This window comes from Streptomyces sp. NPDC005808, from assembly GCF_042871385.1.
Lineage (GTDB): Bacteria > Actinomycetota > Actinomycetes > Streptomycetales > Streptomycetaceae > Streptomyces.
Map to the genome: position 1 here is coordinate 86,082 of NZ_JBIAIK010000014.1, position 21,659 is coordinate 107,740.

The window sequence follows — 21,659 nt, forward strand, 5'->3', positions numbered from 1 at the left end:
ACGTCATTTCTCCTTGCTGTCACAGAGGTTCGCGCAGGCCCGGCGCCGGTCCTTCGCGCACCCGTCGATCGCCTCGACGATGGTCTGGTAGCCGGTGCACCGGCACAGGTTGGCGGCGACGACCTCTCGGATCTCGTCCTTGGTCGCCTCCGGCCGCTCGGCGAGGAACCCCTCGGCGAGCATCAGGAAGCCGGGCGTGCAGAACCCGCACTGCAGTCCGTGGTGCTCGCTGAACGCCCGCTGCAGATCGCTGAGTTCGTCGCCTCGCGACAGGGACTCGACCGTACGGATCCGGGCGCCCTCGGCCTGAGCGGCGAACATCAGGCAGGCGCGTACGGGCCGGTCGTCGACCAGCACGGTGCAGGCGCCGCAGATGCCGTGCTCGCAGCCGACATGCGTGCCGGTCAGCAGCAGTTCGTGGCGGAGCACGTCGACCAGGGTGCGCCGTGGCTCGGTGATCACCTCGTGCTGCTCGCCGTTGACGTCGAGAACGAGGAGCTGCAACTCCCGCTCGCTCAGGGCTGTTTCCTCGGTCATGAGGTGGCCTCCAGGTGCAGGGCGCGATGCACGGTCTCCGGGGTGATGGGTGTGTTGTCGAGTTCGACGCCGGTGGCGCGCAGGGCGTCGTTGACTGCGTTGAGGACGGCAGCCGGGGCCCCGATGGTGCCGCCCTCGCCGGCGCCCTTCGCGCCGGTCTCGGTGAAGGCGGAGGGCGTCTCCAGGTGGTGGATCAGTACGTCGGGGATCTCGTGGGCGGTGGGCACCTTGTAGTCCATGAAGCTCGTCGCCGACGGTTCGCCCTGGTCGTCGTAGGTCACCTGCTCGAACAGCGCGCCCGCGATGCCCTGCGCGATGCCGCCGCGGCACTGTCCCTCGACGACCTGGGGATTGATGGCGACGCCGCAGTCCTCCACGCAGACGTACCGCAGGATCTCCACCTGTCCGGTGCCTTCGTGCAGTTCGACGACGACTCCGTGGGTGGCGTTGGAGAAGGTGCCGTCGTTGAAGACGTCGAAGGTGGCGGCTGCCGTCAGGCCCGGTTCGATGTCCTTGGGCAGCAGGTGCGCCCGGAGGTAGGCGATGTCGGCGATCTGCTCGTAGGTGAGGGCGTCGGAGGGTTCGTCCCGGCGACGGGCCGCACCGTCTGTCAGCTCCACGTCGTCGGGGTCGATGTCCCAGCGGGCCGCCGCGATGGCGCGCAGTTTGTCGCCGAGCTTGGCCGCGGCGAGGCGTACGGCGCTGCCGCCGATGGTGATGGAGCGGCTGGCGAAGGTGCCGAAGCCGTAGGTGATGCGGTCGGTGTCGCCCTGGTGGATCCTCACCTTGGCGATGTCGAGGCGGAGTTCGTCGGCGACGATCTGCGCCATCGTCGTCTCGTGGCTCTGGCCGTGGTTCATGGTTCCGGTGGTGAAGGTGACCGCGCCGCTGGTGTCCATCCGTACCTCGGAGATGTCGAATCCGGGCACCACCTGCATCTTGCGCTGAGCGAAGGCGGCGGAGCCGTACCCGGTGCGCTCGCTGAAGCACGAGTAGCCGATGCCGATGTGCCGTCCCTCGGCCCTGGCCGCGTCCTGTCTCCCGTACCAGCCCTCGTCCTTGACGAGTTGCTCGCAGAGGTTCAGTGACTCCAGATAGGAGCCGGGGTCGTAGGTGATGTTGTTGACGCCTGTGTAGGGGAAGTCGGTGATGACGTTGCGGCGGCGGATCTCGACCGCGTCCAGGCCGAGTTCGCGCGCGGCGCGTTCGAAGAGGCGCTCCACGACCATCACGTACTGCGGTCGGCTCACTCCCCGGTAGGGCCCGGTGGGTGCCTTGTTGGTGGTGACGGCCCGGCCGCGCACCCGGTAGGCGGGCACTTTGTAGACGCCGGGCATCTCGGCGGACGCCATCAGCGGCTCGATGCCGGCGGTGAACGGGTAGCAGGAGTAGGCGCCCATGTCGCAGACCACGTCCGCGTCGAGGCCGAGGATCCTGCCGTCCGTGTCGAAGGCGGCGCGCACCTGGTAGTGCTGTTCGCGGGCGAGGAAGGACGCGGACAGGGCGTCCTTGCGGTCCTCGATCCACTTCACCGGGCGGCGCAGTCTCAGTGCGGCGGCGGCGGCCGCGATCTCCTCGCGCCCGACGACGCACTTCTGGCCGAACCCGCCGCCCATGTCGGGCACCACGACCCGCACCGCGCGCTCGTCCAGGCGCAGGCTGCGGGAGGCCACCGTCCTTACCTGGTGCGGGATTTGGGTGCAGGTGTGCAGGACGAGCTGTTCCTCGCGGTCGTCCCAGTGCGCCACGGCGCCGCGGGTCTCCAGCGGCAGCGCGTTCTGCCGGCCGGTCCTGGTCTCGACGTGGACGACGCAGGGCGCGGACGCGAAGATCTCGTCGATGCCGTCCGTCGCGAAGAGGGAGACGTCGACGAGGGTGTTGTCGGCGGCTTCGGCGTGCACGAGCGGGGCGTCGGGCGCGAGCGCCGCCTCCTCGGAGGTGACCGGCGGCAGCGTCGTGTAGGTGACGCGGGCCGCCTCCAGTCCGTCCTCGGCGGCGTAGGCGTCCCGGGCCACGACGATGGCCAGGGGCTCGCCCACGTAGCGGACCTTGTCGCGGGCGAGGACAGGCATCGCGGTAGGGACGAACTCCGAGAGGGGGCGGCCGAGTTGGGCGGTGATGTCGCCCAGCTCCAGGTCGTCCGCCGTGAACGCGGCCACGACGCCCGGGACCTGGCGTACCGCCGAGAGGTCGACGGAGGCGATCTCACCGTGGGCGACCGTGCTGCGTACGAACTGGGCGTGCAGCATGCCGGGCAGTGCGATGTCGTCGACGAACCGGCCGCGCCCCGACAGCAGCCGCGGATCCTCACGGCGCGCGACCGACGTACCCACCAGCTTCTTCCGGCTCATCGGGCCATCGCCTCCTCACAGGCGCGCCGGACCAGTGTCCGGACGAGTTCTTTGCGGTAGTCCGTACTGGCGGACGCGTCGGCGGGGGGCTCGACAGCCGCCGCGGCTGCGGAAGCGCAGTCCTCGAAGGAGCCGCCGCCGGCGAGCACAGCCTCCGCCTCGGGCACCCGCACCACCGCGGCCGCCACTCCGCCGAGCGCCACCCGGCCGCCGCGCACCGCTCCTTCGTCGACGTCGAGATCCACGGCGGCCGCCACGATCGCGAAGTCACCTCGCCGCTCGGCGAATTCGGTCAGGGCCGCATGCGGGGCGGGACGCGGGAAGACGATCTCGACGAGGAGCTCGTCCGGGTCGAGAGCCGTCGTGTAGTAGCCGAGGAAGAAGTCCGCGGCCGGGATCCTGCGCTCGCCGCGTGGGCCGCGCGCCACCAACTCGGCGTCGAGGACCATCGCGAGCAGGCACCACTCGGCGGTGGCGTCGGCATGCGCGATGCTGCCGCCGACCGTGCCGCGGGTGCGGATCGGCAGATGCCCGATCCAGCTCATGGCATCCCGCAGGACCTCGAAGCCCGCCCCGAGCATCCCCGCCGGGTCGCTCTCCACCGTGTGGTGGGTGGTGAGCGCCCCGATGCGCAGACCGCCGTCGACGTCGCGGTGCAAGCGGTCGAGCTCCCGCATGCCGCCGATGTCGACGAGATGCCGCGGGCGGGCCAGCCTGAAGTTCATCATCGCGACAAGGCTCTGCCCGCCGGCGATGATCTTTGCGTCGTCGCCGAGCTCGGCCAGCAGCCGAACGGCTCCGTCGACGTCGGGCGCCCGGTGATACCGGAAGGGGGCGGGCTTCATGGTCCTCCTGTCGTACGTTGTGTGCGGTGGGCCGGGGCGCTCAGAGAGCCGTCTGTTCGGCCACCACCCGGGGCGCGGGCACCGGGAGTTGCTCGTCCTCGCCGTCCAGCGCCCGGCCCTTCGTCTCCGGAGCCGCGACCGCCATCCATCCGACGGCCACCAGCACGGCGAGGGCCAGCACCGCGAACGTCACCGGAAGCCCCAGCACCGGCCACATCACCGAGCCGAACAGCAGCGGCGCGAAGCCGGTGAGGGCCCGGCTGACCGACGAGGCCCAGCCGAAGCCGCTGGCCCGCAGCGCAGTGGGGTACAGCTCGGAGACGTACGCGTACAGGGCGGGGATGGTGAGCTGCATCAGGAAGCCGAACACGGCGATCGCGACGACCGACCCCGTCGGCATCTTCATCACCAGCGCGAACACCACCAGCGCCAGCGCCCCGACCGGCGCCGAGACACCGATGAGCCACTTGCGGCCGACGACGTCGACGAGCGCGGTGGAGACCACCACACCGACGATGCCGACACCGCTCATCAGGGTGGTGCTCATGAAGGCGGCCGTGTCCCCGAGGCCCTCCTCCTTGAGAATGGACGGCATCCAGCTGAGCGCCGCGTAGTAGACGAGCATGATCGTGGCGAACAGCAGCCAGGCCGCCGAGGTGATGCGCGGGCTGAACTTCCAGACCCGGCGCAGTTGTTCGGCCGCGGCGGCGACTCCGCGCACGCCGGTCTCGGCGACGGGTTCGGGGATGACGTACGGCTCGACCGGTGCGCCGGTGCGGGCGACGAGGTCGTCGATGACCTGCCTGGCCTCGGCCTCCCGGCCCTTGTTGGTCAGATAGATCGGCGACTCCGGGATGCCGCGGCGCACCCAGAACAACAGCAACGCGGGCAGCACCATCGTCGCGAGCATCCACCGCCAGTTCCCGTCGAGGGAGAGCATGGCCGTCGACACGAACCCGCACAGCGTCACCCCGATCGGCCACCACAGGTCGAGCGCGGTCAGCACCCGGCCCCGGTACCTGCGCGGGGAGAACTCGCCCACCAGCGCGTAGTCGACGGGAATGCAGCCGCCGAGGCCCACACCGGCGAGGAAGCGCAGCGCGAGGAAGACGGGATACGTCGGTGCCAGCGCGCCGAGCACCGAGAACAGGGCGAAGATCAGCAGCGTCACACTGAAGGCCTGCTTGCGCCCGATCCGGTCCGCGACCGAACCCCAGGCGACGGCACCCACAGCCATGCCGACGAGGTTGGCGGTGGCGACGAGACCCCGCCCGCCGAGCGAGAGGTCGAAGTGCGCGCCCAACAGCGGCATGAGGAACCCGTTCAGCGCGATGTCGTACGCGTCGAAAAGGTAACCGAGGCCACCGATGATGAAGATCTTTCCCTGGACCGGCCATTTCCAGGGGAGGTCCTGAACTATCTGATCGCCTGTCTTCACGTTCGCTCCACGGGGTCGCGTCGGGGACGGAGTACGGCGGTTGCGGGTGCCGGGAACCAAGGGCGAGGCGGGTGGCTTCAGCGCGCGAAGCGGTAGGAGAACGCGCCGAGATCGGGGTCGTTGAGCGGAGTGCCGCTCCACAGCCAGTCGTAGGAGAGGTCGGATTCACCGTCGAATCCGCGCCTGAGGCTCTCGTCCCTGGCCTGCTGTTCGGGACCGTCGGGGAAGTGGTAGAAGGTCTTGTTCTCCAGCGAGGCGTCCTGGACCATCCCGGCGTGCTTGGCGCGCCGGTCGACATAGCGGCGCAGCGCCCCTTCGATGCCCTCGGCCGTGACAGCGCCGAGTTCCTCGGCGAGGACGGCGGCGTCCTCCATGGCCTGCGAGGCACCCTGCGCCTGGTAGGGCAGCATCGCGTGGCAGGCGTCGCCGAGGAGGGCGACACGGCCGTCCATCCACACCGGATCGCGCCGCCGGTGGTAGAGGGCGAAGACGGAGACGTCCTCCTTCGCCTTGGACAGCATCGCCGGCACGCGGTCGTCCCAGCCGGGGAAGGCGTCGACGAGATCCTGTGCCGTAGCGGGGGCGGCCCACTTGTCGCGCACCTCGTCCGTGCACGGCACGCACGCCACGACGTTGAGGTACTCGCCGCCGCGGATCATGTAGTGCACGAGGTGCCGGTCGGGCCCGTACCAGATGGTGCTCTGGTAGCGGTCCACGAGCCACCGCGTCGCCGGGTCGGCGGCGATCAGGTCACCGGGGATCAGCGCCCGGTAGGCCATCTCGCCGGAGAACAGCAGGGTGTCGGGCGCGCCCATCAGGTCGCGTACCTGGGAGCGGACTCCGTCGGCGCCGATGAGCGCGTCACAGGGGTAGCGCCGGCCGTCCTCAGTGACCGCGACCGGGCGTTCCGGGACCGTGCGGTCCAACTCGACGACCTTGCTCCCGGTGTGCACCTCCACGACGGGGCCAGGACCCGAGGGGTCCAGGCACGCGTCCAGCAGGATGCGGTGCAGGTCGGCCCGATGGTAGTGCCAGTAGGGGGCGTTGAACTCGTCCTTGCAGCGCTGCCCCAGTGAGGTCAGAGCGACGATGCTGCCGTCCTTCCAGCGGCGCCGCACCTGGTCGAGCGGCTCCGTGTGGATGGCCTCCATCTGCCGGCGCAGCCCGAGGCCCATCAGGATCCGGCTGGCGTTCGGTGCGGTCTGGATGCCCGCGCCGACCTCGCCGAGCTGCGATGCCTGCTCCAGGACGGTGACGCGCAGGCCGCGCTGCCGCAGCGCCAGGGCTGCGGTCAGCCCGCCGAGACCTCCCCCGACGACGGTGACTTCGTACGACTGGCTGGACGCCACTCTTCCTCCAACGCATGGGCGTGTACGGGTGGTTCGTGCGCGATGCGGTGAGCTCAGGGTTCAGTGAGCTGAGCGCTCTGCGACCTCAGCGGTCGGTGAGCTTCCCGTCGGTGACGACCTCGGTGCCGTCGACCGAGACGGTGCATCCGCGCATGGCGATGTCGAGGTGGGCGTACGACTCGCGGCCCAGCACCGGGTGGGGGCCGGTCGACCACAGGAAGTTGCCGGCGAAGGCGCGGGCGTCCATGCCCATCAGGTCGTCCTTGCCGTACATCGCCGTGGCGAACCAGTCAGCCGTGCGCATCAGACCCCAGCCCATGTGGGACAGGCTGCGCGCCCACTGGTCCTGTGCGTCCTCGAAGAACGTCGACAGCAGTGTGGCCTCGGCGCCGCCCGACACCTTCTCGATGTGTCCGCCGACGATCTCCAGCGTGACCCGGTCGCGGACGTACTCCTTGAAGGGCAGCAGGATGTCGCCCTCCGCCAGCACGATCTGTCCGTCGGAGATCTCCGGCCAGCACAGCACCATGGTGCTCGGCCAGTGGTCCCAGCGGCCCGGATCGTCGGCGAAACCGCACTGGAACTCCGGCTTGGCGCCCGCGAGTTGAACCGTGAGGTCGGTGCCGGCGTCGGAGGTGACCCGCATGACGGAGGACCGCTTCAGCAGGTCGACACCCTCCTGGACCTCGGCCTTGTCGCCCTCCTTGGGAAGGTTGCGGATGAGCACGTCCGGGGCGTCACAGACGAAGATGATGCGGGTGCCCGCGCGCAGGATCTCCTGCTGGACCGGCGCGTGGATGAAGCCCTCGCGAGTCAGGTCGACGACCAGGTCCGCGGACTTCAGCAGGTCCTGCGCGGCGGTGTCGTTCAGGACGGACACCAGGCCCGGACCGGCCCCGGTGTGGGTGCTCGGCATCGGAGCGGGGCTGCCGCCGGGCACGGTCGCGGCGATGACATGCGCGCCGCACGCCTTGGCCGCGCCGAACGCGGCCTCCACGTAGTCACCGCGACTGCCGGGCTCGGAGAGCACGACGACATGCTCGCCGCTGCGCACCTTGCACAGCCGCAGCTCACGGATGAACGCATCGAGCAGATCGACAGACGAAAGATCGAACACGGGTTCCTCCAAGGACTCGCTCGTGGGTACCGGACACGGTCTCCGCATCAACGCGGGCACACTGCGGCCACACTCGGGACGCGTCGATACCGGGAGGGATGAGGGAGCGGAGGCAGGGCGGACCCACCCCGCCGTACAGGCGTCGAGCAACGGATTCGGGACGGTGGGGGGCCGCCCGACAGAGATAATCCGAACACGTACTATCCCGCTTGGCAAGGGGCTGCGATCCGAGTTAACACGGATGTGCGGTGCCACGGAGGGGCGCGCGAGCCGGTCGCACGCGGCGCTGACCTGGGCTCCGGCGCGCTCATCGGCCTTCAGGCCGGTGGTGCGTGGTGGAGAAATGTTCCGCGGTTGCCTCCTGTGCGCCGGCAGCGTCTGGCCGCGCACCTGCGCGACGCGTGCCGCGTGGACCGCTCAAGGCTCAGGTCCGCGTCCGCCGAGCTCAGGGAAGAGTCACTGAGCAAGCCGAGGCGGGGCTCTCTCCCAGCGAACTCGCCGTCATCTGGCGCACAGGAGACCACCGCGAAGCCGTACGAGTCTTCGTCGACGCGTGTTGCCTCTGCACGGCAGCCTGCCCGTAGAGGGGTGCCGTAGGGCGAGTCCAGGCTCACCACACGCCGGATGGCACGCCCGGCTGCATCGCGCCGGTACGCCCGTCTTGGCTCACGTGAACCTTCGCGCACCGCACCATCGGCGCGGAGCAGGCGGTGGACCGCCCTGCCATGAGACCCGCTACCGTCGTCTGTCCGGCGACGCCGGCTGCTTGGGTTCGACTGCTTCTCGTGCCACTCCTTCCGCCGGAGGTTCGCAAATGGTCTGGCCGCGCGTACGCCGCAGCCGAGCGGCAGCCGGAATTCCCGTCCCCGTTCCCGGTAAGTGCACGCCCGACGGCCGGCACAGCGTGGCCACGGAACGACTGCTGCTCTTCACACCGCGCACTCAGCTGGACGCGGCAGCAGCGATCGCGGCGGCCTCGGATCCCGAGGCCCAGCGGTGGCTCGGCAACCATGCCGAGCGAATCGTCCCCTCGGCCGACACCAAGGAGGCCCTCCTGCTGATGGGTCCCGCCACCGATGCCGGCCACAGGATTCCCCGGCAGTTGACCGAGCCGTTCGAGCCCGTACCCGGACAGCCCGACTTCTTTGTCTGCGTACGTCTCGACAACGGCAGGTATGCCGGAGCCCTCGAAGTGGACCGTCCCGAGGGCCGCCTCGGCGGCTGGCTCGCGCCCGGCTCCCGGGGACAGGGCCTCGGCTCGGAGTTGTTCCGGGCCGGTGCGCTGCTCGCCCACGCCCACTTCGGGATGGACACCGTACGAGCAGGCACGGAGCCGCAGAACACCGCCTGCCTGCGGGCGCTGCGGCGCGCGGGCTTCGTTGCGGACGAGGGCCCGCCCCGGCATACCCTGCCGGACGGCAGGGAGGTCGACGCCGGCTGGTTCCGGCACGAGGATGGACCGGCCTCCCGCTGCTGCTGACGCCCCGCTCGCCCGCCGGCCCGGCTCAGCCGCCCGGTCAACGGAGCGCACCGCTCCGGCAGACGAGTCGGGTGGCGTCTTTGCGGGCCTCACCGTCCGCCGGGGAGACGGTTCGCGGTCAGACGGTGGACAGGTCGATCGCCCGGTCGACGTCCTGTGGCTGCAGCACGCGCAAGATGCCTTCCAGCAGGTAGTAGTCGGCGTAGGGAAGCGAGATCTCGATCCCGTCCTCGGCCGGCCGGTTGCGGGTGCAGCGGGCCACGACCGCATCGGCACGGGAGGACTTGTCCGTCAGGCAGGTGTTGGCCAGGGCGGTGAGGATCCGCAGCGCGACCGTGCGGTACTCCTGCCTGCCCGTCACGGCCGCCAGGTCGAGCAGACCGCATGCCATGATCGCGCCGGCCGACGCGTCCTTGATGTCGTGGGGGTGCTGCGGCGCGAGGTAGTCCCATACGGGGACGTTGTCCGGGGTGAGCGCCCCTATGGCGAAGTCGGCGAGTCTGCGTGCGGTGGTGAGGAACTGGCGGTTCCCGGTGCGGCGGTAGATGGTGGTGAACCCGTACAGTCCCCACGCCTGTCCGCGCGACCAACACGAGGTGGGACTGTAGCCCTGCACGGTGCCCGGGCCTACCGGGGCGCCGGTGACCGGGTCGAAGTCGAACACGTGCGGGGTCGATCCGTCCGGCCGCGGGAACACCTGCTGAGCGGTCTTCGCGTGCTCCACGGCGATGTCGAGGTATTTGCCGTCGCCGGTCTGCTCGCCTGCGAATGCCAGGAGGTCGAGGTTCATCATCGTGTCGATGATGACCCGGCCCGCGTTGTTCGGATCGTTCAGTGCGCCCCACGCCCGGAGGAAGCGCCCGCGCGGGTTGTACCGCTGGATCAGCGAATCGGCCGCCGTCAGGGCTCCGGTCCGCCAGGTGTCGTCGCCGGTCAGACGCCATGCGGTCACCCAGGACGGAGAGAACAGGAAACCGAGGTCGTGAGTGGTGGTGTCGTACTGACGGGGAGCGAGCTTTCTCGCCGAGTCGATCGCCAGGGTCTTGAACTGGTCGTCATCGCTGTAGAGCCATGCCATCCACAGGGTCCCCGGCCAGAATCCGCCCACCCAGTCGCCGTTCTGGGAGTAGGTCCACTTCTCGAACTTCGTCCCTACGGGAAAGGCGCTCACCGCCGGTGCGACGGCGCGGATCTTGTCCACGGCGTAGTCGGCCGCCTCGCGCAAGGTGCGCACAGTCGCCGCCGGTGTTTGTCCGGCTGCCGCCTGTGCAACCTGCGGTGCGGAAGCGTACGCCGCCGTAGCGCCGGCTGCCGTAGCCAGCACCGTTCGCCGGGAAATACTCACAGTCGCCTGCCTCTCCAACTGGACAACGTTGTAGGGAAGTTGAAGGAGTTTTGCATGGCAACCACTCTGACGTACACCCACATGACAGGGGTTCATCCATGTGAACTGGGAGGTGTCGATGCCACGCGTCGGCGCCGCTGCCGCAGATAACAGAAATCTGGCCGATTGAGCTACTTCCCACATCCGCCCGGCCCGCCTTGACCGCCGATCACTCACCCAAGTTGAATCCGGTCGACGGCCGCGATCGCCCGTTCAAAAAGGACTGGCGCACGGTGGGCAGCCACAAGCTCGACGCGCCTCTCCGTCCCCACCCCCCACGAAGTCCGCTGCTGAACGCAACGTACGGCAGCCGCCGGTGCCTGGCGCCCGACCCTCCCCACGGAGTACCACGTAATGTCTGAGAACCACCGCAAGCAGTTCTGGTCCCGCCGCAAGGTCCTCACCACGGCGCTCGGCGGTTCCGCCGCTGCCGCGGCCGGCGCCTTCGGGGTCACCAGGGCGGCCATGGCCGGTACCACCGCCAGCGCCGTCGGCGATGTCGTCGGAAAGGTCAGCGTCGGTTACCAGGGCTGGTTCTCGGCGACCGGCGACGGATCCCCGATGAACTCCTGGTGGCACTGGGCTGCGAACAAGGCTCAGGCGCCTTCGCCGTCCAACACCAACATCGTCTCCTGGCCGGACATGCGGGAGTACACCAAGACGTACAAGTCGGGCTACGCCAACCTCGGCAACGGTCAGGCCGCCAACCTGTTCTCGTCCTACGACCAGCAGACGGTGAACACGCACTTCCTGTGGATGCAGCAGAACGGCATCGACACCGCGGCACTCCAGCGGTTCAACCCCACCGGCAGCGAGGGCCCGATCCGCGACGCGATGGCCACCAAGGTGCGCAGCGCCGCGGAGGCGTACGGCCGGAAGTTCTACATCATGTACGACGTCACCAGCTGGACGAACATGCAGTCGGAGATCAAGACCGACTGGACCAACAAGATGAAGGCGCACACCGCCTCTTCGGCGTACGCCAAGCAGAACGGCAAGCCTGTGGTGTGCATCTGGGGCTTCGGCTTCAACGACTCCAAGCGGCCCTGGGAGCCCGCGCCCTGCCTGGACGTGGTCAACTGGTTCAAGTCGCAGGGCTGTTACGTCATCGGCGGCGTGCCGACCTGGTGGCGGAACGGCAACAACGACTCCCGTGCCGGATTCAGCGACGTCTACCACGCCTTCAACATGATCTCGCCGTGGCTGGTCGGCCGGATCGGCAACGTCAGCGACGCGGACAACTTCTACACCAACGCCACCGTGCCCGATGTCAAGGAATGCGCCGCGCACGGCATCGACTACCAGCCCTGCGTACTGCCCGGCGGTCTCAACGTCCGCCAGCGTGCCCACGGCGACTTCATGTGGCGGCAGTTCTACAACATGGTCCGCGCCGGCGTGCAGGGCATCTACATCTCGATGTTCGACGAGTACAACGAGGGCAACCAGATCGCCAAGACCGCCGAGACGCTGTCCTGGGTGCCCACCAACGCGGGCTCGGGGATGCTTGCCCTGAACGAGGACGGCACAGCCTGCTCCTCCGACTACTACCTGCGTCTGACCGGCGACGGCGGGAAGATGCTCAAGGGCACGATCGCGCTGACCGCGACCCGTCCCACCAAGCCGGTGGTCTCCTCCACGGCCACGACCACGGGCACCGTCAACTCGTACGTGGGCAAGACGATCACTCTGCGCGCCAAGGCCAACGGCGCCTACGTGACCGCCGACGACGAGGGCACCTCGCCACTGATCGCCAACCGCACCGCTGTCGGCCCTTGGGAAAAGTTCGACGTGCTGGACGCCGGCGGCGGCAACATCGCGCTGCGCTCCCAGGCCAACAACAACTTCGTCACCGCCGAGAACGCCGGTGCGAAGCCGCTGATCGCCAACCGCACGGCGATCGGCTCGTACGAGACCTTCCAGCTGATCACCAACTCCAGCGGCACGGTCAGCCTGCTCGCCAAGGTCAACGCCATGTACGTCACCGCGGACAACGAGGGGACGGACCCGCTGATCGCCAACCGCACGAGCATCGGCAACTGGGAGCAGTTCGACATCGCCACCGTGTGATGCCGCCGGGGGGGGGGGGGGGGCCCCGCCCCCCCCCCCCCGCGCGCGGGGGCGGGGGGGCGGCCCCCCCCCCCCCCCCCGCCCCCGCCGCCCCGCGGGGGGGGGGGGGGGGGGGGGGGGGGGCGCCCCCCCCCCCCCCCCCCCCGCCCCGCGGAGGGTGCCCGGATTCGCCCCGAACCGGCGCCGGCAGCGACAGCGACAGCGACCCGGAGCAGAGTCGACGACGGCGTGGCGATCACCCGGCTGACAACCGCCAAGTCCCTTTACAGTCGGTCGAAATGCTGTGCCAGACTACGGTGATCACCTCGTTGCTGATCCCTGCTCACGCCGGAGCCTGCCATGACGACCGAATCCCCGCACCCTCCGCAGATCGACACCAGCAAGGCGCATCCCGCGAGGGTCTACGACTGGCTCCTGGGCGGCAAGGACAACTACCCCGTTGACGAGGCCCTGGGCGAGAAGCTGCCGCCCGAAGCCCATGACGCGGCCCGGCAGAACCGTCAGTTCATGCACCGGGCGGCCGCCTGGCTCGCCGGCCAGGGCATCGACCAGTTTCTCGACATCGGCACCGGCATCCCCACGCAGCCGAATCTGCACCAGGTCGTGCAGCAGATCGCGCCGGCCGCGAAGGTCGTCTACACCGACAACGACCCGATCGTGCTGCGTCATGCGGAAGCGCTGCTGATCAGCACTGCCGAAGGGGCCACCGACTACATCCAGGCCGATGTGCGGCAGCCGGACGCGATTCTCGAACGCGCCCGTGCCGTACTGGACTTCGACCGGCCGATCGCGCTGTCGCTGATCGCCCTGATGCACTTCATCACCGACGAGCAGGACGCGCACGGCATCGTCCGCAATCTGGTCGCGACGCTGCCCTCGGGCAGCTATCTCGTGCTCTCGCACGCCGCGTCCGACCTCTACCCGGAGTTGGCCGCCGAGGTCACCGCGCAGTACGCCAAGGGGGGCATCGCGCTCGGCTTCCGCACCCGCCCGGAGGTCAACCGCTTCTTCGACGGCCTTGAACTGATCGATCCCGGCCTGACGACGGCCCCGGAATGGTTCAAGACAACGCCGCCGCCCGAGCCCGAGGGCAGCGGCATCTACGCCGCCGTCGCACGCATCCCCTGACAGCCCGCCACCGGCTCTGCAGCGGTCGCCGGTTAACCCCTGCGGCGTAGCCGTGCCGAGAGGTGGTGCTGCAAAGGCTCACCGACCGCCGCGAGATCGTGGACGAAGGTGAGCGTGTCGTCGTCGGTCAGTGTGTAGCGGCGGCGAGTTGCGTTCACCTCCTCCGCGGTGGGAGTGAGGGCCACCTCGTGGGTGGCGAGGTCGACCCCGCTGTCGGTCGCCCGGCCGACCGCGATCTCCGCGATCCCGGTGGGCTGGGTGATCAGTGCCTCCACCCGGCCGTCGGGCTGGAGCCGCCACCAGCCGCTCTCCCGGGCCGACGGGCGCAGCGGTGCGTCGTCGGCGTCCAGCAGCCAGGCACGGGCCTCGTAGCGGAGGAAGGGGCGGCCGTCGTGGCTGAAGGTGACCTCCTGCGCGTACGTGAAGTCCTCGACGATCGTGGGGTACTCGCCGCTCCCCCGGCCGTACCAGGTACCCAGGAGGCCGATCACGGGCGAGAGCAACGCGTGCGGGGCGGGCGCCTCGTCCGGTCGATGGCCGTCGGGGTACGGGTACTCCGACGGGGTCGAACACGGCGCGCTCCTGGGATCGGGTCCGGGGCTGATGTCGGGTCGAAGCCTAGGGCGTCGGGCCGGGCGACGACGGACGGGGCGGGACCGCGGTCGTTGGCGCGCGACAGTTCCGGGCAGTCGACAGCCTCGGCAGCCGCAGCGGCAGCGGTTGTGACCACGCGAGTGCCCTTGCCGTATTGAGGCGAGACGACTCGTCTTGTTATGGTGGGGCCATGGCTTTCCTCTTCTTCGTCTGAGTCCGGGCACGGCTGACACCGCCGTTTCTGCTGCCCGTAGACCCTTCGTATGCCCAGGGAAAGCCCTATGCGCGACCGCGCCCGAACCTCCCTGCCCACCAGCGTTCCCGCTGTGGCGCAGCTGTCCGTCAGGTCCGTCACCAAGTCGTATGGCACCCGGACCGTTCTCGACCAGGTCTCCTTCACCGTCCGGCCGGGTGAGAAGGCCGCCGTCATCGGTGAGAACGGTGCCGGCAAGTCCACCTTGCTGCGGCTGCTCGCCAGGGACGAGATGCCCGATACCGGGGAGGTCACCGTCCGCTTTACCGGCGGAACCGGCCACCTCGCCCAGACCCTCGGCCTCGATGCGGGCTGCACCGTGCAGGACGCCGTCGACCTTGCTCTGACCGAACTGCGCGATATGGAGCGAAGGCTCCGTGCGGCAGAGGAGTCCCTCGCCGACGCGTCGACCGAGGAGCTCTCCTCGTACGGCGAGCTGTTGATCGCGTACGAGGAACGCGGCGGCTACGAGGCGGACGCCCGTGTGGATGCCGCCATGCACGGGCTCGGGTTGGCCCGGATCACCCGGGAGCGCCTGCTCGGCTCACTGTCCGGCGGTGAGCAGTCGCGCCTCGCGCTGGCCTGCGTCCTGGCCGCCGCACCTGAGCTGCTGCTCCTGGACGAGCCGACGAACCACCTTGACGCGGCTGCCGTGCAATGGCTGGAGGAACACCTGCGCGCACACCGCGGCACCGTTGTGGCGGTCACCCATGACCGCGGCTTCCTGGAGCGCATCGCCACCACGATCCTCGAGGTCGACCGGGACGAGCACACCGTGCACCGGTACGGCGACGGCTGGGCCGGCTACCGCGCCGCGAAGGCCGCCGCCCGGCGCGGTGCGGAGCAGCGGTACGCGGACTGGGTCGAGGAGGTGACCCGCACGAACGAGTTGCTGGAGGCCGCAGGCAGGAGGCTGGCCGCCACCGGCCGCGATCCGAAGCAGGGCTTCGGCAAGCACCGCCGCTCCAGCGAGGCGAAGCTCGGCGGGCAGGTGCGTTTGGTGCGGGAGCGCCTGGACCGGTTGCGGCGCAATCCGGTGGCGAAGCCGCCGGTACCGCTCAGGTTCACGACGGCGCTGTCGTCGGCGGCCGGCGGCCCGGCCCAGGACACCCTCGCCGAACTCGACAACGTACGGGTCGGGGAACGGCTGCGCCTGGACGGGTTCCTGGCGATCGAGCCCGGAGGGCGCCTCCTTGTCACGGGCGCGAACGGAGCGGGCAAGACGACGCTGCTTCGCGTCCTGGCGGGCGACCTGCAGCCGGACGCGGGCAGGGCCCGCCGCCCCGCCCGCGTCGGTTACCTCCCTCAGGAACTGCCCGCGCACGCCACGCGAGTGCCGCTGCTCACCGCGTTCGCCACCGGGCGGCCCGGGCTGCCGGACGAGTACGCCGAACAGCTCCTGTCCCTGGGCCTGTTCCGCGAACAGGACCTGCATGTTCCGGTCGCCGCCCTGTCCGTGGGACAGCAGCGGCGGCTGCAGATCGCGATTCTGGTGACCCGGCCCGCGGACCTCCTCGTGCTCGACGAGCCGACCAACCACATCGCACTCGACCTGGTCGAGGACCTTCAGGCGGCGCTCGCGGCGTACCCAGGGGCGGTGGTCGCGGTCTCGCACGATCGCGACTTCCGTGCGCGTTTCGCAGCCGAGCAGCTGGAACTGCACGTCGGCCGCAGGCGCTGACCTGGTTCGGCCCGGCAGACGACACCCTTCGCCGTCGGCATGCGCAGCCGATACCGACCGACGTCCAGGCCCGTCCGTCGTACAGAGCAGGGCGGCTCGCCGGTGCCTCGATACGGCACAGCGGAGAACTCGCTGTGCCGACACGGGCGGCACACCCCGCTGCCAGAAGTCAGCGGGGGCCCATCTGCTCACCGGCCGGCTCCCGGTCCGTTCGGTGGAGTTCCGCGCTCACGACGCGGGTGCACAGCACCACGGCGACGGCCGCGATCACCACGAACACCAGCATCACCGTGCGTGCGGCCACGTACTGGGAGGCGATGCCCAGGCCCACCACGGGAACCGACAGTCCGATGTACGCACCGAGGAAGAAGCCGGCGAGGACCTCGGCGCGTGACTCGGGTGGGGAGGTGGATCCCGCGGCGCTGAGCGCGCCGCGGAAGGCCAGGCCACCGCCGGCGCCACTGAGCACTCCGCCGATCACGAACATCGTCAGGCTGGGCAGCCACATCCCGCCCGCCAGGAGCGCGAGACCCGGGATGAGGACCAGCGGGCCGACGCGGAGCGTGCGCTGCAGCCCGGCTCGGCTCATCGCGATCTGGGCGAGCGCGCCGGCGGCGAACGCGGCGAACGCCACGGCTCCGGCCACCGCGTGCGAGTCCTGGTGCATGGTGCCGGCCAGGAACGACGGAGCGAGCGAGTTGAACACACCGAAGACCGCGAACGCGGCCATGCCCGCGGCGATGGCGGCGAAGAACGTCCGGCGGGCGTGCACCGGCACCGCGACACGCTGCGGCCGGTAACGCGGCGCGGGGACCGGGCGGTCTGCGGTCTCGGGTGAGACCGCGACCAGCACGGCGAGCACGGACAGGACCACGGCGAACACGATGTACGGCAGCCGCAGCGGTTGCGGCGCGTACTGGGCCAGCAGTCCGGAAACCAGCGGCCCGACGCCGATGCCGCCCAGGTTCGCCGCGGTGGCCACGACCTGGGCACGCCGGGGAGAGCCCTTGTCGCCGCCGGACGCTCCGTGGTGCAGCTCGGCGAGGTAGGCGGTGGCCGTCGCGGTTGTCAGGCCGACGGACACCCCGCTGATGACCCGGGCCACAAGCAGTCCGGGCAGGCTCGGCTCGAAGAGGAAGATCAGCGCGCTGACCACGTTGATCAGGAGCGCCGGCACGAACACGTTCTTGCGGCCCACCCAGTCGCTCACATGGCCGCCGAAGAACAGGCTGGCGATCACCCCGACCGCGTACACCGCGTAGACGACGGTCAGCATGATCGTGGAGAAGTGATCACGCTGCTGGTAGAGCACGTAGAGGGGCGTCGGTACTGCTGAGAATCCCATGTTCAGCAGGAAGGCCACCGTGGCGGCCCAGAACCCGAACGAATGGTGCCGGCGGCGCCGCGCATGCGCGGGGTGTCCCTCCCCCTGCTCGTGTCCGACGGTGATGACAGAAGTCATGACGTGGTTCCTTTTCGCATTGCCAAGGGGGTGAGCACGGCATCGCCGCCGCGTCTCTCCCCCGAGCCTCCCCCCGCCACGGTTATGCTGTCCAACGAAAACTGGGCATGACGGTAATGAATCTGGAGCATGACGTGGAGCTGCGGCACCTGGAGCACTTCGTCGCTGTCGCCGAGGAGCGCAGCTTCACCCGTGCCGCGGCGCGCCTGCACCTCGTCCAGTCGGCGCTGTCCGTGTCGATCCGGGCACTGGAACGCGAACTCGGCGGGCGGCTGTTCGACCGCACCACCCACTACGTCGAGCTCACCGACGCGGGCCGGGCGCTGCTCGTCGAGGCGCGCAACGCACTGGCCGCTGTCGACGCGGCCCGGGACGCGGTCGCCGCCGTCCACGGCGGGCTCCGCGGCACCGTGCGGATCGGCATCATGCACTCGATGACGCTGATCGACCTGGCCGCCGTACTGACCCGCTATCACCGGGAACGGCCGCAGGTGCAGATCGTCCCGAGCGCCGCACAGGGTGGCTCCACCGAGTTGGCGCGCCAGGTGATCGACGGCCGGCTCGATCTGGCCTTCGCCGCGCTTCCCAGCGACTATCCGCCCGGCCTGACGGTGTACCCGCTGGCCTCCGAGCCGATGCTGCTGGCCTGCCCGGAGGACCACCCGCTGGCGCTCCGCCGCGTCATCCCGCTCACCGAACTCGACGGCGAGCGGTTCGTGGACTTCCCACCGGGATGGGGCACACGCCTCGGCGTCGACCGGCTGTTCCTGGAAGCAGGAGTGCGGCGGGAGGTCACCGTCGAGGTGGCCGACGTCCCCACGGTCGTGGAACTGGTCAGGGCGGGTTTCGGCTTCGCGTTCCTGAGCGAGTCGCTGGCCTCCGGCTCCCGCGCGGTCGCCCTCCGGCCGGTGCGACCCCAACCGGCGTTCGAGATCTCCCTGGTCACGGCGGCCGACCGGCGCCCGTCCGCCGCCGCCCAGGCGCTCATCGACCTCATACTGGCCACGTTCGCGGGCCCTGAGCCGAACGCCTGATCAGGCCGGGCCGCTGAGACGCCTCTGGGGCCCTACGCCCCATCGCGGCCGCCACGCGCAGTGCTCAGCGGCCTCCCCGCCCCGCTGCCCCGCCTCACTCCGCCCGCGGAGCCGCCGTACTCGCGCGGATCACCAGTTCGGGGTCGAAGAGGAGTTCGCCGACGGGGACGTCGCGGTTGCCGACCAGGGCGATGACGCTTCGGGCCACCTCCGAGGCCAGGCGGTCGGCCGGTTGGCGGACCGTGGTGAGCGGGGGATCGACGAAGTCCATGATCATGGCGCCGTCGTAGCCCACGACGGACACGTCGCGCGGGACGTCGTACCCCTGACGGCGTGCGCCGCGGATCGCGCCCAGAGCCATGTAGTCGCTGGCGGCGACGATGGCCGTGGCGCCGCGGCCAAGGAGGGAGATGGCCGCGGACTGGCCGCCCTCCACGGTGTAGGACTGCCGGACCACCCACTGCTCCGGGTCCTCCACACCGCGCTTGGCGAGCGAGGCGAGGAAGCCGCTGACCCGGCGGTCGGCCGGGCGGTTGCCGACCGGGCCCGATGCCATGCCGATGCGCCGGTGGCCGAGCCGGTGGAGGTGGTCCACAGCGAGTTCGGCGGCCAGCAGGTCGTCGGTGGAGAAGACCGGCGCCTCCCCCACACCCTCGAACTGGCCGTTGACGCCGACGAACGGGATCCGCCGGGAGCGCAGGAGTTCGTACGCCTCCGGGTCCGCGCCCTCGATCGTGTTGCTGGCCGAAAGGAAGACGACGGCGGCGACGCCCCGGTCGGCGAGCGAGGTCACGAAGTCCAACTCCTGTACTCCGCCCGGGAAGCACGGGCACAGGATGGTCTTGAGTCCGTGCGGGGCGAGAGTGGACTCGATCCGTTCGCAGACGTCGGCGAAGAACGGGTTGGAGACGAACTCGGTGATGACCGCGATGAGTTGACCCCGGGTCTGGCGCTCGTACCCGAGGTCGGCCATGGCCTGCTCGACGGCCTCTCGGGTCTTGCGGGACACGCCCTGGCGTCGGTTGATGACGCGGCTGACCGTGGCCTCGCTCACCCGTGCCCGGTCCGCGACCTCGGTGATGCCGACCTTCATGCGTTTCCCTCCGCCACCCGTAGTGCCAACAGCCCCGAGCGAGGTACGGGCACGATGTGCAGCCCCGGTGCCGGCGACCGTTCGCAGTCGTCGATGATACGGCCACGCTCGTCACGGACGGTCATGCGCAACGGGCGTAGGCCACCGGTCACCTCGATCACGAGGCGGTCCGACGCCGTTCCGTTGACCAGGGTGATGTCGTCGTACGCGGTGGTGTTGACGGGCACGACGCGGTCGCTGTGCACGGCGGTGACGCAGGCGGTTCCGCGCACCGCGGTGACCAGGGTGTAGAGATCGTCGGGCCGGCCCGGCTCGACGTCTCCGTGCAGCAGCACCGGCCGCAGCCGTCGCCACTCGGCGAGCCAGAACGCCAGCGTCTCGCGGTGCTCGCGGGACAGGCCGGTCAGCCGTACGGAGATCTGCGGAACGCTGTGCAGGGAGCCGATGAGCTGCCGGGCCACTGCGTGGGCGGGCGCATTCCGGTCCCACAGGAGCATGTCGCCGTGGACCGCGCCGCCGACGGCGAGCATCGCGGTGTCGAGCGTGCGCACCCGGTTGCCGGTGGCGTCACCCGGGCAGTCGAAGGAGCGCAGCATGTTGCCGAACGGGGCCATGCCGGGGCCGACGTAGGGCTGGCGCAGTTCCAGCAGCAACTCGCCGTCGGGGCGCAGCTCTTCGAGCGCGGCGCGCAGATCGGTGAGCAGGACGGTCATGGCCTGGCCGACGTCGCTGATGTCGGTGCCTGCTTGGTGGGCGTGCGGGCCGTTGCCGCGGTACGCCATGGCCTCGTCCAGAAAGTCGATCTTCAGGCCGTCGAGACCGTGGTCGGCGACCAGCCGGGTGCACAGGCGGATGACGTGGTCGCGGACCTCGGGGCGGCGCGGGTCGAGGACTTGGGCGCCCGGGACACCGGCGGGTGCGGGGGCGTAGGGGGCGAGCCGCTCGGCGCAGTCCGCACCGGGGCCGAGCAGCAGCGGCGCGACCCATGCCAGGTAGCGCAGGCCCTGCGCGCGTACGGCGGACACGTGTCCGGTGAAGTCGGGGAACTTCGCCGGGTCGGGGCGCCAGTCGCCGCAACCGGCGTAGCCGCGGCCGTTGCCGTACTCCTGCCAGCCGTCGTCGAGGATGAGCACCTCGCAGCCGAGTGCGGCGGCGGCGCGGGCCTCGGCCTCGACCGACGCGGCGTCCACGCGCTGGTTGAAGGCGTACCAGGTGGAGTAGACGGGCGCCCGAGCGCTGTCGGGGACCGGCATGGGGGCGCACTGCGGCTGTGCGGCGAACCACTCCCGCAGCCCGCGCATGGCGGTGGCGACCGTGGGCGCCGAGCGGGCCAGCAGGATGCGGCGCGCGCCGCCGTCAGGTGCGGGAGCCAGGTGCAGGTGCACCACGTGGGTGTCGTTCTCCTCCGAGACCCCGAAGACGACATCGGTCTCGGGGACCGGGTCGGTGACTGCGAAGGTGAGGCGGGTGCGGCCGTCGTGGTCGTAGAGACAGCCCGCGGCGGTGCCGTCGACGAGGCTGACGCGCGAGCGGCCTGCCCAGTCGGCGACGAGGGTGCGCTCCCAGCCTGCGCCCGGATGCCAGTAGCCGGCCGAGTCGCCGAGCGGCACGCTCATCCGCACCTCCGTCGGGGCCGGACCACCGTCCGTCCGGATCTCCAACAGTGCCTGTCCGTCGCCCAGTTCGGTGACCGTCCAGTGGGCGCGGGTGTCCGGCGCGTGCGCGAGGACCGCGACACGGACGCCGTCGAGGAGTGGCTCGTAGCGTGCCGGGGGGAGTTCAGCCGTGGTGACGGGCCCGGTGGTCACATCGTGGGTGACACGCTGAGTGGTGCTGGGGGTCATTG

16 protein-coding genes are annotated in these 21,659 nt (G+C 70.3%); 5 read left to right on the forward strand and 11 right to left on the reverse strand.

Annotation, left to right across the window (positions count from 1 at the left end):
• Positions 1 to 3: 3 nt before the first annotated feature.
• The 6 genes from ACFYPC_RS27700 to ACFYPC_RS27725 all read right to left on the reverse strand — a co-directional run bounded on the left by ACFYPC_RS27700 (position 4) and on the right by ACFYPC_RS27725 (position 7,637).
• On the reverse strand, positions 4 to 537 hold the full coding sequence (locus ACFYPC_RS27700) for a (2Fe-2S)-binding protein (protein ID WP_388681442.1): 534 nt from the start codon (positions 535 to 537) through the stop codon (positions 4 to 6).
• Entirely contained in the window at positions 534 to 2,888 is a 2,355-nt protein-coding gene (locus ACFYPC_RS27705; protein WP_388681445.1) for a xanthine dehydrogenase family protein molybdopterin-binding subunit, read from the reverse strand. The genes ACFYPC_RS27700 and ACFYPC_RS27705 overlap by 4 nt, the downstream gene beginning before the upstream one ends.
• Positions 2,885 to 3,733: an FAD binding domain-containing protein gene (locus tag ACFYPC_RS27710; protein WP_388681447.1), complete on the reverse strand. Its 849-nt coding sequence runs from the start codon at positions 3,731 to 3,733 to the stop codon at positions 2,885 to 2,887. The genes ACFYPC_RS27705 and ACFYPC_RS27710 overlap by 4 nt, the downstream gene beginning before the upstream one ends.
• Before the next feature lie 40 nt (positions 3,734 to 3,773).
• The gene (locus tag ACFYPC_RS27715) at positions 3,774 to 5,171 is read right to left on the reverse strand and encodes an MFS transporter (RefSeq protein ID WP_388681449.1); all 1,398 of its coding nucleotides are present in this window, start codon (positions 5,169 to 5,171) and stop codon (positions 3,774 to 3,776) included.
• A 77-nt stretch (positions 5,172 to 5,248) separates the two neighbouring features.
• Entirely contained in the window at positions 5,249 to 6,520 is a 1,272-nt protein-coding gene (locus ACFYPC_RS27720; RefSeq protein ID WP_388681451.1) for an FAD-dependent monooxygenase, read from the reverse strand.
• A gap of 85 nt (positions 6,521 to 6,605) precedes the next feature.
• Positions 6,606 to 7,637, reverse strand: a complete 1,032-nt coding sequence (locus tag ACFYPC_RS27725) for a hypothetical protein (protein ID WP_388681454.1) — start codon at positions 7,635 to 7,637, stop codon at positions 6,606 to 6,608.
• An 814-nt stretch (positions 7,638 to 8,451) separates the two neighbouring features.
• Here ACFYPC_RS27725 and ACFYPC_RS27730 point away from each other — a divergent pair.
• Entirely contained in the window at positions 8,452 to 9,117 is a 666-nt protein-coding gene (locus ACFYPC_RS27730; RefSeq protein WP_388681457.1) for a GNAT family N-acetyltransferase, read from the forward strand.
• Between the two features lie 118 nt (positions 9,118 to 9,235).
• On the opposite strand, the gene ACFYPC_RS27735 is transcribed toward ACFYPC_RS27730, so the two are convergent.
• Positions 9,236 to 10,462 carry a glycoside hydrolase family 88 protein gene (locus tag ACFYPC_RS27735; RefSeq protein ID WP_388681459.1) on the reverse strand — a complete coding sequence of 409 codons (1,227 nt, stop codon included), beginning with the start codon at positions 10,460 to 10,462 and terminating at the stop codon, positions 9,236 to 9,238.
• Positions 10,463 to 10,855: 393 nt separating this feature from the next.
• Here ACFYPC_RS27735 and ACFYPC_RS27740 point away from each other — a divergent pair, with 393 nt between their 5' ends.
• Complete coding sequence (locus ACFYPC_RS27740; RefSeq protein WP_388681462.1) at positions 10,856 to 12,568, forward strand: xylosidase; 1,713 nt, start codon at positions 10,856 to 10,858, stop codon at positions 12,566 to 12,568.
• A gap of 339 nt (positions 12,569 to 12,907) precedes the next feature.
• Positions 12,908 to 13,696 carry an SAM-dependent methyltransferase gene (locus tag ACFYPC_RS27745; RefSeq protein ID WP_388681464.1) on the forward strand — a complete coding sequence of 263 codons (789 nt, stop codon included), beginning with the start codon at positions 12,908 to 12,910 and terminating at the stop codon, positions 13,694 to 13,696.
• A gap of 32 nt (positions 13,697 to 13,728) precedes the next feature.
• On the opposite strand, the gene ACFYPC_RS27750 is transcribed toward ACFYPC_RS27745, so the two are convergent.
• Positions 13,729 to 14,301, reverse strand: a complete 573-nt coding sequence (locus tag ACFYPC_RS27750; RefSeq protein WP_388681765.1) for an FABP family protein — start codon at positions 14,299 to 14,301, stop codon at positions 13,729 to 13,731.
• 270 nt (positions 14,302 to 14,571) lie between these two features.
• Here ACFYPC_RS27750 and abc-f point away from each other — a divergent pair, with 270 nt between their 5' ends.
• Complete coding sequence (gene abc-f, locus ACFYPC_RS27755; RefSeq protein WP_388681467.1) at positions 14,572 to 16,224, forward strand: ribosomal protection-like ABC-F family protein; 1,653 nt, start codon at positions 14,572 to 14,574, stop codon at positions 16,222 to 16,224.
• Positions 16,225 to 16,393: 169 nt separating this feature from the next.
• Here abc-f and ACFYPC_RS27760 read toward each other — a convergent pair whose 3' ends face one another.
• Positions 16,394 to 17,686: an MFS transporter gene (locus tag ACFYPC_RS27760; RefSeq protein WP_388681470.1), complete on the reverse strand. Its 1,293-nt coding sequence runs from the start codon at positions 17,684 to 17,686 to the stop codon at positions 16,394 to 16,396.
• Positions 17,687 to 17,793: 107 nt separating this feature from the next.
• Between ACFYPC_RS27760 and ACFYPC_RS27765 the strand changes: the two genes are divergently transcribed.
• The gene (locus ACFYPC_RS27765; RefSeq protein WP_388681473.1) at positions 17,794 to 18,720 is read left to right on the forward strand and encodes a LysR family transcriptional regulator; all 927 of its coding nucleotides are present in this window, start codon (positions 17,794 to 17,796) and stop codon (positions 18,718 to 18,720) included.
• Positions 18,721 to 18,814: 94 nt separating this feature from the next.
• Here ACFYPC_RS27765 and ACFYPC_RS27770 read toward each other — a convergent pair whose 3' ends face one another.
• Together ACFYPC_RS27770 and ACFYPC_RS27775 are read right to left on the reverse strand one after the other, a co-directional pair.
• Entirely contained in the window at positions 18,815 to 19,813 is a 999-nt protein-coding gene (locus tag ACFYPC_RS27770) for a LacI family DNA-binding transcriptional regulator (protein WP_388681475.1), read from the reverse strand.
• Positions 19,810 to 21,657 (reverse strand): glycoside hydrolase family 36 protein, encoded by a 1,848-nt coding sequence (locus tag ACFYPC_RS27775; protein WP_388681477.1) that lies wholly within the window; start codon positions 21,655 to 21,657, stop codon positions 19,810 to 19,812. The genes ACFYPC_RS27770 and ACFYPC_RS27775 overlap by 4 nt, the downstream gene beginning before the upstream one ends.
• Between the last annotated feature and the right edge of the window lie 2 nt (positions 21,658 to 21,659).

Bases quoted from the DNA above. Each gene is read 5' to 3' on its own strand.
- ACFYPC_RS27700 (WP_388681442.1), bottom strand. From the start codon at position 537: ATGACCGAGGAAACAGCCCTGAGCGAGCGGGAGTTGCAGCTCCTCGTT.
- ACFYPC_RS27705 (WP_388681445.1), bottom strand. From the start codon at position 2,888: ATGAGCCGGAAGAAGCTGGTGGGTACGTCGGTCGCGCGCCGTGAGGAT.
- ACFYPC_RS27710 (WP_388681447.1), bottom strand. From the start codon at position 3,733: ATGAAGCCCGCCCCCTTCCGGTATCACCGGGCGCCCGACGTCGACGGA.
- ACFYPC_RS27730 (WP_388681457.1), top strand. From the start codon at position 8,452: ATGGTCTGGCCGCGCGTACGCCGCAGCCGAGCGGCAGCCGGAATTCCC.
- ACFYPC_RS27740 (WP_388681462.1), top strand. From the start codon at position 10,856: ATGTCTGAGAACCACCGCAAGCAGTTCTGGTCCCGCCGCAAGGTCCTC.
- ACFYPC_RS27745 (WP_388681464.1), top strand. From the start codon at position 12,908: ATGACGACCGAATCCCCGCACCCTCCGCAGATCGACACCAGCAAGGCG.
- abc-f (WP_388681467.1), top strand. From the start codon at position 14,572: ATGCGCGACCGCGCCCGAACCTCCCTGCCCACCAGCGTTCCCGCTGTG.
- ACFYPC_RS27760 (WP_388681470.1), bottom strand. From the start codon at position 17,686: ATGACTTCTGTCATCACCGTCGGACACGAGCAGGGGGAGGGACACCCC.
- ACFYPC_RS27765 (WP_388681473.1), top strand. From the start codon at position 17,794: ATGACGGTAATGAATCTGGAGCATGACGTGGAGCTGCGGCACCTGGAG.
- ACFYPC_RS27770 (WP_388681475.1), bottom strand. From the start codon at position 19,813: ATGAAGGTCGGCATCACCGAGGTCGCGGACCGGGCACGGGTGAGCGAG.
- ACFYPC_RS27775 (WP_388681477.1), bottom strand. From the start codon at position 21,657: ATGACCCCCAGCACCACTCAGCGTGTCACCCACGATGTGACCACCGGG.